This window comes from Psychrobacter sp. N25K4-3-2 (assembly GCF_015351755.1).
Taxonomy (GTDB): domain Bacteria; phylum Pseudomonadota; class Gammaproteobacteria; order Pseudomonadales; family Moraxellaceae; genus Psychrobacter; species Psychrobacter glaciei.
Genome location: NZ_JADKLX010000002.1, coordinates 45,689 through 61,431 on the forward strand (window position 1 = coordinate 45,689; position 15,743 = coordinate 61,431).

At 43.4% G+C, this 15,743-nt stretch carries 10 protein-coding genes; 5 read left to right on the forward strand and 5 right to left on the reverse strand.

The annotated features are described in order from the left end of the window. Positions 1-79 precede the first annotated feature (79 nt). Positions 80-934 (reverse strand): IclR family transcriptional regulator, encoded by an 855-nt coding sequence (locus IOD06_RS05290; protein WP_194619725.1) that lies wholly within the window; start codon positions 932-934, stop codon positions 80-82. 130 nt (positions 935-1,064) lie between these two features. Between IOD06_RS05290 and maiA the strand changes: the two genes are divergently transcribed. The 5 genes from maiA to IOD06_RS05315 all read left to right on the forward strand — a co-directional run bounded on the left by maiA (position 1,065) and on the right by IOD06_RS05315 (position 6,487). Continuing rightward, positions 1,065-1,712, forward strand: coding sequence for a maleylacetoacetate isomerase (maiA, locus tag IOD06_RS05295; RefSeq protein WP_265087665.1), 648 nt, complete (start codon positions 1,065-1,067; stop codon positions 1,710-1,712). A 503-nt stretch (positions 1,713-2,215) separates the two neighbouring features. Beyond that, on the forward strand, positions 2,216-3,715 hold the full coding sequence (locus IOD06_RS05300) for a DUF4331 domain-containing protein (RefSeq protein WP_194619729.1): 1,500 nt from the start codon (positions 2,216-2,218) through the stop codon (positions 3,713-3,715). Positions 3,716-3,742: 27 nt separating this feature from the next. Continuing rightward, positions 3,743-4,024, forward strand: coding sequence for a hypothetical protein (locus tag IOD06_RS05305; RefSeq protein WP_194619731.1), 282 nt, complete (start codon positions 3,743-3,745; stop codon positions 4,022-4,024). 76 nt (positions 4,025-4,100) lie between these two features. Further along, entirely contained in the window at positions 4,101-5,345 is a 1,245-nt protein-coding gene (locus IOD06_RS05310) for a lipopolysaccharide assembly protein LapB (RefSeq protein ID WP_194619733.1), read from the forward strand. Continuing rightward, complete coding sequence (locus IOD06_RS05315) at positions 5,342-6,487, forward strand: HupE/UreJ family protein (protein WP_194619735.1); 1,146 nt, start codon at positions 5,342-5,344, stop codon at positions 6,485-6,487. The genes IOD06_RS05310 and IOD06_RS05315 overlap by 4 nt, the downstream gene beginning before the upstream one ends. A gap of 171 nt (positions 6,488-6,658) precedes the next feature. Here IOD06_RS05315 and IOD06_RS05320 read toward each other — a convergent pair whose 3' ends face one another. The 4 genes from IOD06_RS05320 to IOD06_RS05335 all read right to left on the reverse strand — a co-directional run bounded on the left by IOD06_RS05320 (position 6,659) and on the right by IOD06_RS05335 (position 15,343). Beyond that, positions 6,659-7,060 (reverse strand): biopolymer transporter ExbD, encoded by a 402-nt coding sequence (locus IOD06_RS05320; protein WP_189585118.1) that lies wholly within the window; start codon positions 7,058-7,060, stop codon positions 6,659-6,661. Positions 7,061-7,098: 38 nt separating this feature from the next. Further along, the gene (locus tag IOD06_RS05325) at positions 7,099-7,689 is read right to left on the reverse strand and encodes a MotA/TolQ/ExbB proton channel family protein (RefSeq protein WP_194619737.1); all 591 of its coding nucleotides are present in this window, start codon (positions 7,687-7,689) and stop codon (positions 7,099-7,101) included. 271 nt (positions 7,690-7,960) lie between these two features. Further along, positions 7,961-9,070 carry an energy transducer TonB gene (locus tag IOD06_RS05330; RefSeq protein WP_194619738.1) on the reverse strand — a complete coding sequence of 370 codons (1,110 nt, stop codon included), beginning with the start codon at positions 9,068-9,070 and terminating at the stop codon, positions 7,961-7,963. Positions 9,071-9,334: 264 nt separating this feature from the next. Further along, positions 9,335-15,343, reverse strand: coding sequence for a YadA-like family protein (locus IOD06_RS05335; protein ID WP_194619739.1), 6,009 nt, complete (start codon positions 15,341-15,343; stop codon positions 9,335-9,337). Positions 15,344-15,743 lie beyond the last annotated feature (400 nt).

Here is a 15,743-nt window from a genome sequence, read left to right on the forward strand (position 1 = left end):
AGGATGAATATCATTAGATGATGTTCGAAAATAAATCTTTTGATGCGATAGCCAGTTAGCTTATAGAATCACATACTGGCTACGCTATTTGATAACGCTGTGCTATTGCGAGTATTTGTTCGACCACGTTATGTTGCTCGCTCATCGGTAACTGCTCTGTTGTTCCAATAATAGTGATGGCATACTCTAACGGTAAGCCTTCACCAGCAATTTTGTCATTAATCGCAGATGAATTAGCAGCACTACTGGCAAGCTGTGGCAATATCACAGGAATCGTAATGGCGTTAATCCCCATAAGCATATCGCCCGTCACTGTCGCATAGCCTTGAGTACGAATTTTGGCTTGCAAGTGACTGAAATTCTGCCATTTTTCTGTAATTATTGCTTCATTGTCTGTCTGCCATTCAGCTGTGACCAATGGCTGAATGACGGCATCTGGCTGATAACTGGCAAATAACTGCCCTGTCGCCGATGTCGTCAGTGGCATACGAGAACCGATGCGAGTAATGATACTGATTGGACTGTCTGGCTCAACCGACTGAATGATAATAGGGCCTTCACTAAACCATTTGGCGATTTGTACCCCGCAATTTAAAGTATCTTTGATTTCATTAGCCACTTGTGTGAGGCGTGCCAACAGATTGTTTTGGTTGAGTCCAGTATGTCCTAATGATGCCAATGTATTCACTCTATCGCCAAGACCATAGCGACCATCATCGAGCTTACTAGCATAGTCTTTACGAATGAGGCTGACCAAGTAGCGATGGGATTTTGCTGGGTGCATTTGCATGGCTTCAGCGATATCCTTTAGCATCATAGGCTCATTGCGGTCGATCAGCACATCTAGAATCGATAGCCCAATCTCAAGCGACTGGACGCCACTTTGGTTTTTACTGGTGACAGAACTATCTAAAAGGGTTTTGGCTGCTGGCATGATTTGCTCAATGAATAATTTACTTAGTTAAATGTCAATTTAAAGCTGGAATGAAGATTTAACATCATCACGCTTGTTTTAGGGCGTGTTGAACATTCACAACATATCATAATAAAAGGAATTAATAATGATGACACTTTATGGCTACTTTCGCAGTAGCACTTCTTACCGTACTCGTATCGCTATGAACCTAAAAGGTTTAGATTACGACGATATCGCAATCAATTTGGCACAAGATGAGCAGTTAGAGACTGCCTTTAAAGCGATTAACCCGCAAGGATTGGTGCCAGTCCTACAAGTTAATGATTTACTATTATACCAAAGTCCAGCTATCTTGGAATGGTTAGAAGACGTCTACCCTGAGCAGCCATTATTGCCTAAAGATGCTGCTGGACGTATGCATGTGCGCGCGTTGAGTGCCATGATTGGTTGCGACATTCATCCGCTTAACAATCGCCGTATCTTACAATATTTACGTAATGAGTTATCAGTAGACGAGGAAAATGTCATTGCATGGTGCAATCGCTGGATCAGTGAAGGATTTGCCGCTTTAGAGACACGTTTGGCGGCAGATAACAATCGCGGACAATTCTGCTATGGTGACAACCCTACTTTTGCAGATTGTTATTTGATTCCTCAAGTTTCTTCCGCTCGCCGTTTTAAAGTAGATTTGAGCACTTATCCCAACATCGTCGCTATTGATGCCCATTGCCGCACCCTAAAAGCCTTTGCAGATGCCGACCCTATGATGCAACTTGATGCCCCTAACCCTCAATAAATCACGAACCCGTTATTGAAAGGATAAGCACGTTGCAAAATGGGTTCTATAGTCGATTCAATGTAAAAAGAACACAGCTTAAAAAGAACATAGCATTGCTAGGATTGATTTTCGAAACCTCTGTCTGCGCAGGCACAGCAAGCAAGAAAAATTGATATCAGCAGTGCGTGATGTATCGATATTATTTTTCACTGATTAAACCTTCTTATTTTAATACATCCTCTTGATTTTGAACTGATTATAGGCGATAGTTACTGACTTTAGTACAACTGCTTTGATATTGTTTTCAAAGCAGTTTTTTGTAAAAAACCGACGACTGGTATGATAAAACCGATAAAAGTTCTAATAATATCAGCTAATTCAGTGTATAGTTTAAATGAACTTGGTAAGGACACTATTTAATTTAATTAATCAAACTTTAGAATTTAATTGAATTCATCAAAGTTCATATGCTATAAAATTTTTACAGCCTCTATCACTTAAGTTTTTCTACAAGGATCCGTATGAAACACACCACAAAGGCTCTAATAGCCGCCATGACTCTATGCGTTAGCGCAAGCGCTGTCGCCTCTAGTCACCGTGAAGCCCCTTCAATTACCAAAACCCCTAAAGTCGATGCCACTGACTTTTATATGTTTAATAGTTATGAAAATAATCGAGCCGATTACGTCACGATTATTGCCAACTATTTACCGCTACAAGACGCTTACGGTGGACCTAATTACTTCGCATTAGACGACGATGCCTTGTATGAAATCCATATTGATAACAACGGCGATGCTGTCGAAGATATTACCTTCCAGTTTGACTTTACCCAAAACTTAAACAGTATCGAAATCGACTCAGATGGCAATCCATCGACACCAAATGTCGCCATTCCTTTATCTAACGCTGGTGATGCCTCAGTTGCTGCTAACGTACAAACCAGTGAGAGCTATGACGTCACGATGGTCAAAGGCGATCGCCGTAGTGGCTCACGCACTGATTTGGGCAATTTCAAAAAACCATTTGACTATATCGGTACCAAATCGTTTGCTGACTACCCTACCTATGCACGCAGCTTTATTAAGCCGTTAAACTTGGGTAGCTGTGGTCAAGGTCGAGTATTCGTTGGTCAACGTGCTGAGAGCTTTGCAATTGACTTGGGTAGAGTGTTTGATTTAATCAACCTAAACCCATTAGGTGCACGTAATGGTGGTACTAACATCTTAGCAGATAAAAACATTACCTCTATTGCCATGGAAGTCCCTAAAGCTTGCTTAGTTAACGCAACTGGTAACGATCCTGTCATCGGTGCTTGGACAACGGCTAGCGTGCGTCAAGCGACCTTGGTAAATGGCAATCCTGCTTCAGGCATCAGTACAACAGCCAAAAAAGGCGGCGCATGGACGCAAGTGTCACGACTAGGTATGCCATTGGTCAATGAAGTGGTTATTGGTCTAAAGGATAAAGATAAATTCAATGCGTCAGAGCCAAAAGATGATGTGGCAAAATTCGCGCCTTATGTCTTTTATCCTACGCTACCAGCACTTATTCAAACCTTGTATCCACAAGCCCCTGCACCAACGAATTTCCCTCGTCAAGATTTAGTCACCGCCTTTTTAACGGGTGTTCCTACTATCAACAAACCTGCTAATCCAAAGCTCGTACCAGCAGATATGTTGCGACTTAACACTAGCACGCCTGCTGTTGCAGCTGCCAATCAAAATGACTTAGGTGTGATTAGTATTATTCCAGGTCAGAACGATGGTCGCCCAAGTGCAACTGCTAAAGATGTGGCAGGTTTTCCAAACGGTAGACGTCCTGGTGATGATGTCACTGACATTGCGTTGAGAGTATCTATGGGTGCTTTATGTCATGCTGGATTGCCTGCAGACGTCACTTGTGTGCCTGCGGATGCTAAAGCTGGCAAAGCATTGTTCACAGATGGTGCAGTCAAACCTGCAACCGAGTTTGACTCTGTCTTTCCTTATCTAAAAACGCCTAACCCAGGTAGCCGATAAGCTGAATCTAACCCAAGGAGAAATACTATGCGCTATATAATATTAGCCGTATTGATCACTGGATCAGCTGCACTTTCTGGTTGTTTCAATGATAATGACAACAATGACTTTGACTCGTCAAATCAGGTTGATAATGCTGTTGCGGCAGATCAAGCGAAAGCGAAGTTAGCCGTTAATAATACCTCTGCTGTGATTGATGCTAGTAATAATGTCGACACTGATGAGCCTCAAGATATTGATCGGGTGATGCTGCCTGAAGCCAATTTGGCAGAACCTGTCGCAGTATCAGGCGCCAATGCCTCGCTGTAGTTTGACCTGAAGTTATCCAAGCACCTAATCAGTTTACTGATTGGGTGTTTCTTTATGTTTTGAGCCGAGATATTTTATGCATTGGATTAAATTCCCTATCGGATTATTACTGTTATTACCTCTCAGCAGCCAACTGCTTCACGCTGCCCCCTTTATACCAAAAGACGATCAACAAATTCTAGCGACCCTGCCTACAGATTCCCCAGCGCCGCGCTATCTAAACGCTGCTGACTTTCGAACTGACACACACACAAATACCCCAGCACAAACCAGTCAATTACTAGAACGTGCGTATCTACAAGGCGATCCTCGGGCATTGGGTCAGGCACGCGCGCAGTTAGATCAGAGCACAGACCAGAGTATAGATACGCTAATGCTACGAGCACGAGCATTGCAGTCAGATCATAAATTTGCTCAAGCAAAAGAGTTACTAACACAGATATTAGAACAAGAAGCGACTCATCCAGATGCTCTATTGACTCTTTCTTCTTTACTGGTCGTCCAAGGTCAGTTTAAAGACGCTTTGAGCTACTGCAACAAACTTGATGATCCTGAATTGCGTGTTTATGAGCTGGCTTGTCAGGCTCAGATACAGAGCATGACTGGGCAGCTTGAACAGGCAAAACAAACACTCAGTGGACTGGCGGCGATCGCACCTGGGTTAGATGCATCAACTGCTCGCTGGATATACTTGATGCAAGCAGATGCCGCATTACGTAGCCAAGATACTTCGCTTACCAATCAGATTTTTAGCGTGATGGACGATCAAACCGTACCGGCGCTGATGGCTCGCGCTGACTGGCTATTGAGTATCGGTGAGTATGAAAAGGTGCGCGATATGCTCCGAGAGCATACGGATAAAGACGCCTTGCTACTACGCCTTATCACTGCTCAAATGGAATTAGGCGACCCTCAAGCACAGAAAAACTTGGCCTTGATGAAAGAACGCATTGAGGTATGGCAGATACGCAAAGAAAATGCTCATATGCGCGAACAAGCGACTTATGCTTTGCTGGCCAATCAAGTAGACTCAGCACTAAAATTGGCTCAAGATAATTGGCAACAGCAGCGTGAAACGGCTGATATCGTGCTCTATGCGAGCGCAGCTATCAAAGCTGGTAGCCAAGCAGACATCAAGCTAATACGCCAATTTATGACAGACACGAAATTCGAATATCCTGCACTAGAGCAAGCGCTACGCTCAGGTAAAATCAGTGATTGTCTAAATTGCCAAGTTGCCACTACGCAAACGTCCAACACTCAAGCCAAAAGCACGCAAACCGTAAACACGCAAGGTATGAATAAGGAGAAGCTTTTATGAATGCGCTTCGCAGACTTATTGGAAGTCATACTTATCGTTACCTGACGCTGCTGTTACTGGCGCTGACGTGTTCAGTGGCACAAGCGCATGAGTCTAGTACCGCCTACTTAAACCTCAATCTGAGCGACTCTGAGAGTACGGCAGAGAGTAAATATGATGCTGAATATGAGCTTTCACTGCGCGACTTAGCGTTGCTGATTGATATAGATCCAAACAAAGACAGTCAAGTCAGTTGGGCAGAAGTAAAGTCACAGACATCGCTGATAGAGCAATTGATTCAATCCAAAATAAAACTAGAAAGTAGCGCACAAGCGTGTCAAATTACAAAATTTGCGCCATTGGCCATTAATACACGTGGCGGATTTAATTACTTATATAGCAATTTTGCCTTAAGCTGTGCTCAGCCGATTGATAATCTTGATTATCAAATATTGGCAGGTATCGATGCCAACCACCGACTCATCCTGACTCAGGCTAATGATGACACCGCCCTACAAGTGCTGGCAGTAGGCCAAAGCCCATTAGGAGCGCAGGCGAGTACTGGCTGGATGTCTACCGCGACTAATTTTCTCAAAAGCGGTATACACCACTTGCTAATTGGTTGGGATCATCTGCTATTCTTATTTGTACTGCTCATTCCTGCGGTGTACGTGCGCAAACAGAAACAATTGATTGCTGTTACTAAGCCAAAAGCGGCGCTGCTTGAAGTGTTTTGGATTGCGACTTCGTTCACACTCGCTCACTCCATTACACTCAGCTTGGCGGCACTGCAAATCGTTAGCATACCGCCACGCTTTATCGAATCTTTGATTGCATTGTCCATCGCCTTTGCCGCGCTCAATAATGTCGTGCCATTACTACGGGTACGAGCGGTCTATTTGGCCTTTGTTTTTGGACTGATTCACGGTTTTGGTTTTGCCAATGTATTGGTAGACTTGCCACTTGCTACCAGTGCACGTGTATTAGCGTTGTTGAGTTTCAACGTAGGCATTGAGATGGGACAGTTGGTATTTATCGCTTTGGTGTTTCCAATAGCGCTACTATTACGTCACACACAATTTTATAAATGGATTATATTTTATATCGGTTCGCTGATTAGTATTTTAGTGGCACTGTGGTGGTTTTTTGAACGGGCATTTTAGATGATTGCCGTTTTCTTCCTTTTAAGCTGATTCAAAAAATAAGTCCTAGGGCGTGTCATCATTTAGAGTGTGAAGTTTGAAATGGCTAAATGTATTCATGTGCTGATTGATGATACGCCCTAGCATCTTCTTGATGGTAGGGCGTATTTTTTACGGTTGTATTTCAAAAGCTTACTCATTGACGAAAGCAACTTTAGTAAGACCTGCATTACTCGCAGCAGCCAAAACTTGCGCCACCATATCGTAGCGAGTGTCTTTGTCTGCGCGCAGATGAATACTAGGATCTAGCCCATCACTTGCTGCTTGCGCAAACCGTGTCTGTAGTTGCGGTAATGACAGCGACTCTTCATCCCAAAACAGCTCATTATCTTGATTGATACTGATTTGTAATATGTCATCAGGCAAATCATTAATCGTAGCACTGGTCTTGGGCAGATCCAATGGCACAGTTGGGTTCATCACTGTCGCTGTCACTAAAAAGATAATCATCAGCACCAGCATGATATCGATGAGCGGTATCAGGTTCATTTCGCTCAAACCTTGAGTGTCATCATCTCCTAGATGAAACGCCATGCGTGTCTCCTTTTTTATAGCCAATAAATTGCAAGGATCTAAACTTTTGTATTCGTTTTATCTGTCGTCACTGCTGGACGCATCGATGCACCTAAGAGACCGTGAGCAATATCATTGGCTAAGAATAACGTTCGACGATTCATACGCGCAATAATGTTATAAAAAATCACAGCAGGAATCGCAACGGCAAGACCAAGCCCCGTCATGATGAGCGCCTCACCTACTGGACCTGCCACTTGCGCAAGCCCTGCCTGCCCGCTCATACCGATACTGCGTAGCGCATGAAATATACCCCATACCGTACCAAATAATCCAATAAAGGGCGCAATAGCAGCAGTCGTACCTAATAGCGGCAATCCTTGCTCACTGCGATGTCGATAGCGACCGATCAGCTGCAATAAAGTCTGCTCGGTCATCAATCTGCGCTCCTCTGCACTGGCTTGCAAACTAGGCGGTACTTGTTTTTGTAATTGCTGCGCTAAATCAGCCGCGACAGTTTTGGCCAGTTGGCGACTATAATACAGCCGCAAAATTCCTGTGACCCAAGAGGCAACCGATAGTGCAAAAAGCGCAAAAAATAAAGCCTTGGTAATAATATCTGTGTATTGCCAATAATCCATAAGATCCATACATCTTCCTTAACATAATTATCTTGACGTGACTATCTTAACGTAATTATCTTGACGTAATTATAGTAGATTCACTTTAAAAAAATACCATACTGCCGGGATGATTTTTTGTAAGGCTCTAAAGTGCCAAGCACACAGCAAGCAAGGAAAATTTATACCAGCTGGATGTTACGCTTGCCGTTTTTTTATATTGATCTGACGATAGACCGTGTTGTTCATTTAAAAACAGCTGCTAGCATTATCATCGGCGAAAGACCTTACAAATTCTATGTTAATTATTAAATGTCGGTCTCTCATATACCAATGACATCGGCATAATTGCATCAACTGTCTTGCCATCTTTTTGCAGTGGATTGAGTTGCCCTGTCCTAACTTGCGTGGTTGCCATTGCATCGATTATTGGACTGCCTGAGGGTTCAAGCAGTTGCACCTCCGTAATATAGCCTTCTTTATTGACATGCAACTCTAGCATGACGATAAACACATCACCGAGCTCAGTATCAATGCTACGCCATATTAGCAATGGTAAGCTAGTCGTCGGTTCGTGCTTATCAAGCCAGCTACCATAATCTGCCAAAAACGGGCCTGTCTCGTCACTTTTATTAACCTCATTATATTTATCAGCCTTCTCATCTATAGCGGCCTGATCAGTGACTTGCTTTTCGGCTTGGGCAGCGGCTAACTTCAGCATGTTGGCAATTGCTTCATTGGCTGCTTGTATGCGCCATTGCTCTTGTTCGGCGAGCTTTCGGTTGGTTTGTTTTCCTAGTGCACGTTTCTGTCTGGCTTGATCACGGTTGAACTGCGCTGTCACAGCTCGAATCATCGCCGAGAGATCTTGCTCTGTGTCGTCTGATACATTCGATACATTCGATACATTCGATACATTCGATACATTCGATACATTCGATATTTTTCTTGATTCTACTGTCGTCAATGATGATGCTGATGAGGGGTTTTCGAGAGACTTTTCAGGATTACTTTCTAAATTGGATGATTTTTTAGCCACGTCAGTGTTTGCTGTTGAAGATATTGGCGCTTCTTTTGTTTCAGCTTTTAATGTTGCAGCTGATGACAGCTGAGCAGATGCTACTACTTTTTCTAATGGTTTGATTGGTTGAGTCTCAGAGACGGGTTGTTTTTCTGAGACAGGTTTGGATTGAGGTTCTGTACTTGGCCTATTGGTAGGAGGTGACGCTAATGTGATTAGCTCTAGTTGAATGGTCTCTGGTTTATTTTTTATTTCGGGAGGTTTTGGGGTATCGATAGATATCATTGCCCATACCGTGGCACCGTGCAAGGCAACCACAAAAATGGTGACCCAAGCATTGAGAGGACGAGTGAATGGATTTGGTAGTATCATGATGATTAGAATACTCATTAAAAACAAACCTGTATATCGATTTCTTCAATAAGTGCTTAGATAGTTGAAAGCGAATGATCTAATAATTTTCACTCTCTATCCTATAGATATATTCACCTTCTTAAACTTGGCAAGTTGATCAAAAAGTGATTTTATGATAATCAAGATTTATACGATTATTATCTTCATTGTATTAAATATTTATTTTTCATCCATAAAAAAGCAAGACATCTGATGTCTTGCTTTTTTTATCTCATCAAAATTTATAATTGAGCAGCCTCTTTAGTCAAAATGGAAACCTGCACCTACTGCGCCGCCTACATTGCCTTGAGTATCTGCCGTACCGTTCACTTTGATAACCCAGCGACCGTCGTTAGAGAGTTTAGAGAAGCCAATGGCTACAGCGCTTTCGCCGTTATAGGTACTGACACCACCACCGATCAGTGACTTACCTGCGATGTAGGCCTGAGGTAGTGCAGACATTGCCATTGCAGCTGAGATACCTGCATTTGCATCGTCTTCCACTTCATCGATTCTGTAGCCAAGGTCATTCATATTACTATTGAGTCGACTATCAAGTGCACTGAGCTGACTGTAGTTGACGGCATCGGTTGCCTCGATACCATCAGCGACACCAGTGATACGTTGACTGCCTGCATTTATTCCTTGAGCGGTCATACTTGGGCCGCCTTGCATACTGATACCATTACTATTGATGACTGTCGTCCCAGCCGTGACACTATCAACGCTTATATTACCGTTCAGATCAAACTTGATGCTACTGCCCTCTGCGGTGGTCGTTATGTTGTTACCACCTGTGAAGCTTAGGACACTCTCATCTCCGACTGGTTTGTTGATATTATCACCACTATCTGCACCAAAGTTGAGTCCAGCATCGAGCCTATCCGTGTTGGTGTTGATATTGGTTGTATTGGTGGTAATATTGGTTGTGTTAGTCGCGATATTGCTAGTGTTAGTAGCAATATCTGTGGTGTTGGTCGTGATATCAGTTGTATTACTGGTGATGTTGGTAGTATTAACTTGTACGTTTTCATTGATTTCGATCGTACCTTGTCTGATAGAAGCAATCGCACCATCGATATTGCCTTGACCTGTTCCACCGATATCATTATTAATGAAAGTACCATTTTCAGGATTATAGACAGTGTTGCCACCGATAATGCTGCTGATACCACTGCCTTGGGCATAGAGTTGACTACCATTAACGGCGTCTTGGCTGTCTGCAGCTACTTCACCATTTTGGATATTGGTAATCTTAGTGTCAGCCGCATCAATGCCACTTTTCGTGACGCTTGGACCACCCGCAATCGTGAGTCCATTATCATTGATAGTAGTATTACCTGTGGTGACACTGTTCAAAGTGATATCTGGGCTTAGATCAAAACTAATGTCATTAGCATTGGAAGGTATAGCTGCTGCACGTAAACCTGTGCTAGCATCAAAGGTAGCCACATCATTGACTAACGTTCTAGACACTTTGATATTACCGTCTCTACTATTTAGGTCGATAGCATCTCCTTGTCTTACCTGAGTAGCAATATCACCTTGAGCAGTGATATCCCAACCTCGATCCAAGGCAATGGTCACTTCTCTCAATTGCCCGACGTTTACGGCATCAGAGTTCAGCTCACCTCTACCAACATTACGAATGATGTTGCCACCATTGTCTAGACCACGGCTACTCAATGTGACCGTTCTACCTAAGCCACTATCTATAAAAGTAAAGCCTGCGTTGTTCATAATGCTATTGCCTATTTGCATACTGCCCTCATCTCCCAAATCCAACTGGTTGTTGAGTTTAACTTGAACGCCATTTGCAGAAGCAACAGTAGTAAGGTTACTATCACCTGTGACATTGATCGTATCACCTAATGCAAATTGCTGATCATTATCGCTATTACCATCACCAATTTTAATACCTTTGGCAATTTCGTTATTGGTCGTTGTGAGCTGTGCGAAGTTTACGGCATCAGTTGGCGCAATTCCTTCACCAACTTTGATAATTCTATTATTACCATTATCAAGACCTTCGTTGCTTAACGTAATGGTCTGATTAGGACCATCAGTGATGGTGACGCCTGCATTGTTAAGCACCGTGCTTTCCATTCTCACGCTACCATTTTTACCAAGCATTACGTCTTCAGCCAATTTAACGTTTAGATTGCCCTCTTCATCAGCAACAACACCGATGTTGTTATCAGTTAACTCTGTCGCGCCTCCTTGGATTGTTAAGGTTTGACCTAACTTACGATTGACAACAACGGTAGTGTCGTCTCCTGTAAAGTCTAGTCCCAAGTCGACCGTGCTGTTGGTTGCATTCAACTGTCTAATATTAACGGCATCTGTATCATCTTCACCATCAGCTACTTCAGTGATTCTATTGCCGCCATTGTTGAGACCCATGCTGCTTAGTCTAACTGTACTGCCACCCAAGAAGCTGACGCCACCTGTGTTCAACAAGGTATCCCCTGCGGTGACACTGGTAAAGGTAACATTCTCTGCTGTCGCCACTTTAATACCACCATCTTCAGCACTAAGAACGATGTTATCACCTGTGATGAAGTTGGCCGTATTGTCCGTTTTATCCAGTGTTTTAACCTCATTGCCATTTATTTGAGTGATAACCGTCTGCATAGCGCTATCAGCTTTTACCAAGCTGGCTTTGCTAGTTTCACTTAAGTCAACGGCATAGTCGGTCATGTTGGTCAACTCGTCTTTGTCACCTGCTGTGACCGTGACGGCAGAAGAGCCTGCTGAAGCGGTGACACCATCTGCATTGACGGTATAGACGTCTTGACCGTTCTGACCCGTAGATTTCACAACATCAGCCACGTTAGTACCTGCGGCGACTTCTGTTTTAGCAGCGGCAGCTGAACTGTTGAGCTGACCAACATTGACCGCGTCTTTATCTAAGACACCCGCCTTGACGTTTGTCACTTTCTTATTACCAGCATTAATACCATTAGACTTAGTGATGCTTGGGCCACCGACCATGCTTAGACCATCGCTGGTCAACGTTGCATTAGACAGTGGGTTTGTACCTGTTACTGTCACACCAATGCCGCTGACCGTAGTCACACCGCCCATTGCCAGACCACCTGTGATCATGCCCAGACGATTAACTTGAGTGCCACCAAAGATATTACCTGTGCTGACGCTGCCGTTATTTCCTAGATCAAGATCGTTGTTGAGCTCGAACGAGACATCATTACTGTTTGCTGTTTTGGAGACGATGATGTTGCTGTTTTTGCTATTGAAGTCAACTGCTTCACCAGGTCCAACATTGCTTGCAGTAGCACTGTTACCTTGTGCACTGATATCCCAGCCTCTATTAGCCGTGTCTGTCACACCATTTAGCTGACTGAGGTTGACGGCGTCATCTAATTCAGTAGCATCAGCTACTTCAGTGATTCTGTTGCCGCCATTGTTGAGACCCATGCTGCTTAGTCTAACCGTATTGCTACCCAAGAAGCTGACGCCATCTGTGTTCAACAAGGTATCCCCTGCGGTGACACTGGTAAAGGTAACATTCTCTGCTGTCGCCACTTTAATACCACCATCTTCAGCACTAAGAACGATGTTGTCTCCTGTGAGGAAGTTGGCCGTATTGTTCGTTTTATCCAGTGTTTTAACCTCATTGCCATTTATTTGAGTGATAACCGTCTGCATAGCGCTGTCAGACACGTTTGATACATTTTCTAGCTGACCATAGTTCACCGCGTCAGTGGTAGTTGTACCAGCTTTAACGTTTGTGATCTTTTTATTGCCAGCATTGATACCACCAGATCTGGTCATGCTTGGACCATTCAGAATGGTTAGACCATCACTGGTCAACGTGGCATTAGACGGATTAAAAGGGTTTATACCTGTTACGGTCACACCAGCGCCACTGACTGTAGTGACGCCACCCATTGCCAGACCACCTGTAACCATGCCCAAGCGATTAACTTGAGTGCCACTAAAGATATTGCCTGTGCTTATGCTGCCGTTATTACCTAGATCGAGGTTATTATTGAGCTCAAATGACACATCATTGCTCGTTGAGCTTTTAGAGACAGTGATGTTGTTATTTTTACTATTGAAGTCAACTGAATCGCCAGGTCCTACATTGCTTGCAGTAGCACTGTTACCTTGTGCACTGATGTTCCAGCCCTCATTTGCAATGTCTGTGACAGCTTTTAGCTGAGATACATTCACTGCATCAGTATCTGCTGAGCCACCTGCAACGTTAACGATACGACGTTCGCTTCCAACAGCTCCTACCGAGACTGTGCCATTATTTGCATCAGCAGCAACGTTGGTTAAGAAAGAAGCACCACTTTGTACTGTTGCAACAGAGTTTTGACCTAAAGCAACACTGTTTAGAGCATTTGCTCTAGAACCTTTACCTAGTGCAACACCCCCTAAAGCCTGAGCTTGTGCATCAAGACCAAGTGCAACGGAGTCATTGGCAGTTGCTTTGGCTTCGTAGCCTATCGCAACCGCACGACTTGCGCTGGTTCCGTTTGTGGCTCTTTGACCTATCGCAATTGAATTAACACCTGCTTTTGCATCTTGACCACCAGCAAAGCCGTTGAATGAAGATCTTGCGCCTTCACCGATGACGGTTGAATTTGAGTTCCCAAATGCATTTTCTCCAACAACGGTTGAGTTACTACCGTTTGCATTGGCATTCGAGCCAACAGCAAGAGCGTTAGTCCCTGTTACTGACGTGGTGTATGGCTGTGAACTGCTGGAGCGGATAGGAAAATCAATATCAGCAACGATAGTGTCTAATGCTTTTAGCTGAGATACGTTCACTGCATCGCTGTTATTTATACCTGCAGCGACATTGACAATCTGACGAGTACCGTCTTTGGCATTACCTATAGAGACTGCACCAAGGCTGGTACTGTTAGTGGCTGTGATAGCTGCTTTGTCTGCGATACTGGCACTTGTGGGAGCAAAGCCAATTGCACCACCTGCAACATTCGCAACAGATTGTGACCCTAGAGCCACTCCCTCTTGAGTATTAGACTGGGCACCCGCACCAAGTGCGACTGATCCTTTTTCACTTGCTGAGGCACCTATACCAAAGGCAGAAGACGCAACACCAGATGAAGAGGACTGTACGCCAATAGCGGTAGATAGTGCGCCTTCAGATAGCGATTTTACTCCAATGGCTATGGAAGCGGCACCACCTGAATCGGTGTTCACCATATAAGGAGGTGTCTCAACAAGATCTCGACCCGTATAGGAAACGAAGGTAGCATTAACATCGCCACCATTGATAGTAAAGGCTGAGGTACCATTGATATTTGCTTTTGAGGCAGCATCTAAATCATCACCGCCTATAGCAATAGATGAATGTCCTTTCGATACAACGTTTGCACCAATCGCGATAGACTGTTGTCCACTTGCAGTCGTGTGCTGTCCACTTTGACCGCTACCAATTGCAATGGCTTGTCCACCAGTAGCACTAGCATTACCGCCCATAGCCATAGCATTTGGTCCGGTTGCGCCATCGTTATTGGCATTACCAGTAGCTGTTGAATTGACACTATAGTACTTGGTTTTGTTAGCTGCGACTGCATTGTTCAGATCACCGATGTTTGCAGCATTGCTATTATTACCAACACCACTGGCGACGTTTGTAATTTGATTGCCACCATTATTAAGACCGTTATTACTAAGCGTAACGTTATTGGCTGCATTGATAGCCGTGATCTTGACCCCAGAGCTATCGAGCAAAGTATCACCATTTTTGAGGCTGCCATCAGCACCAAGATCGATGTTTTCAGCTAACTGGATAGTTAAGGTGTTACCAATACCGAATACACCGATGTTACCATCCGTCAGTGGTCCAGTTGCACCACCTAAAATATTAAGTGTCTCGCCATTACTGCGTGTGATAGTTGTAGGATTATCACCTTCGAAGTTTAGTGTTATTGAACCTTCAGGATTGTCTTGATCAGAGTTATTGTTGTGGCTATTGTTACCAGAGGTATGGGCATGTACGCCGTGACTACCATGGCTATGAGTATAATCGCCATCATGGTGATTTTCTGTACCCGTAGCATTCGTCTGCATACCAAAACCAGCAGCCAATAGCCCAAGGCCTATGGCACTTAATCGTAATGTCTTGATTGTAGATAGGTTAGATGTTGTGTTGATAGCAGTGTTAGAGCTAACACTAGATTTGGAAGATTTGCCACGCGCCTTTGCATATTCACCGACTGCAGTAAAGCAATTTAAGGCTTCATTCCAGATGACTTTATAGATGCGGTTCATGATATGTACTCCCTTACAGACTTGTCAGATTTAAAAAATCAGAGATAAAATCTATATCGCAGAGAGTCGATATCACAAAATAAAACGGGATATAAACTGATAATCACGAAGCTTTTTTAGAAAATTATTTGTATGAATGTTTAAGGAATAATACGTTTTGTCTCGTAAAATCTTTAGCACTCTCTATATATTAGTATTACCGAATATATAGAGAGTGACAATGTCGTCTGTCTGGCATTTATTACCATTTGTCGTTTATATTCATAAAAACGAATATAAACTTTTAATTTTTGAGTATTCACATTAAATTAGGACCATTTTTTAAAAAAAATTAGCTTTTAGTATAGGTAGGATATGCGCTTATTTGTATTGTAAACACATGATAAGCACATAAATTTCC

Coding starts and splice junctions, on each gene's coding strand:
- IOD06_RS05320 (WP_189585118.1), bottom strand. CDS start 7,060: ATGGCGTTTCATCTAGGAGATGATGACACTCAAGGTTTGAGCGAAATG.
- IOD06_RS05310 (WP_194619733.1), top strand. CDS start 4,101: ATGCATTGGATTAAATTCCCTATCGGATTATTACTGTTATTACCTCTC.
- IOD06_RS05300 (WP_194619729.1), top strand. CDS start 2,216: ATGAAACACACCACAAAGGCTCTAATAGCCGCCATGACTCTATGCGTT.
- IOD06_RS05330 (WP_194619738.1), bottom strand. CDS start 9,070: ATGAGTATTCTAATCATCATGATACTACCAAATCCATTCACTCGTCCT.
- IOD06_RS05305 (WP_194619731.1), top strand. CDS start 3,743: ATGCGCTATATAATATTAGCCGTATTGATCACTGGATCAGCTGCACTT.
- maiA (WP_265087665.1), top strand. CDS start 1,065: ATGACACTTTATGGCTACTTTCGCAGTAGCACTTCTTACCGTACTCGT.
- IOD06_RS05335 (WP_194619739.1), bottom strand. CDS start 15,343: ATGAACCGCATCTATAAAGTCATCTGGAATGAAGCCTTAAATTGCTTT.
- IOD06_RS05315 (WP_194619735.1), top strand. CDS start 5,342: ATGAATGCGCTTCGCAGACTTATTGGAAGTCATACTTATCGTTACCTG.
- IOD06_RS05325 (WP_194619737.1), bottom strand. CDS start 7,689: ATGGATCTTATGGATTATTGGCAATACACAGATATTATTACCAAGGCT.
- IOD06_RS05290 (WP_194619725.1), bottom strand. CDS start 934: ATGCCAGCAGCCAAAACCCTTTTAGATAGTTCTGTCACCAGTAAAAAC.